Below are 468 nucleotides of genomic sequence, written 5' to 3' on the forward strand. Positions count from 1 at the left end.
GATACCTTGCATTTGATGCAGACGCAACAGGTTCGCCCCTGGCCCGGTAGCGCGTTGCCCTGCCTGAATCGTGATGAGCTGGAACGGCTGTTATGACATTGACTGACTGGCCGTGGCGCCACTGGCGACAGCTTCGCGGATCTGCGCCCGCGCTGCGTCTGAATGATGAGGTGTTAAGCTGGCGCGCGCTCTGTGAGCGTATTGATGTGCTGGCGGGCGGGTTTGCCGCGCAGGGGGTACGGGAGAGTGACGGCGTCCTGCTGCGCGCCTGGAATCATCCGCACACTCTATTGGCATGGCTTGCGCTGATGCAGTGCGGCGCGCGGGTTCTGCCCGTCAACCCGCAGTTGCCCCAGACATTGCTGGAGGCGCTGGTGCCGGAGTTAACGCTGCGTTTTGCACTGACACTGGAAGGCGAAAACGCCTTTTCCGGGTTAGCCGCGTTGCAGATGCGAAAAAGTACAGAAG

General features: G+C 61.3%; 1 protein-coding gene and 1 pseudogene. Both read left to right on the plus strand.

Features of this window, described 5'->3' with window-relative positions:
- Positions 1 to 96: pseudogene (locus F7Q90_RS25985) on the plus strand (o-succinylbenzoate synthase); the annotation flags it as partial.
- Positions 93 to 468 (plus strand): AMP-binding protein (locus F7Q90_RS25990; RefSeq protein ID WP_151161193.1); only part of this gene is annotated, 376 nt, incomplete at its 3' end. The pseudogene F7Q90_RS25985 and the gene F7Q90_RS25990, both read left to right, overlap by 4 nt.

Origin of the sequence: Pantoea stewartii subsp. stewartii, assembly GCF_008801695.1 — a bacterium.
In the GTDB taxonomy this organism is placed as follows: Bacteria; Pseudomonadota; Gammaproteobacteria; order Enterobacterales; family Enterobacteriaceae; genus Pantoea; species Pantoea stewartii.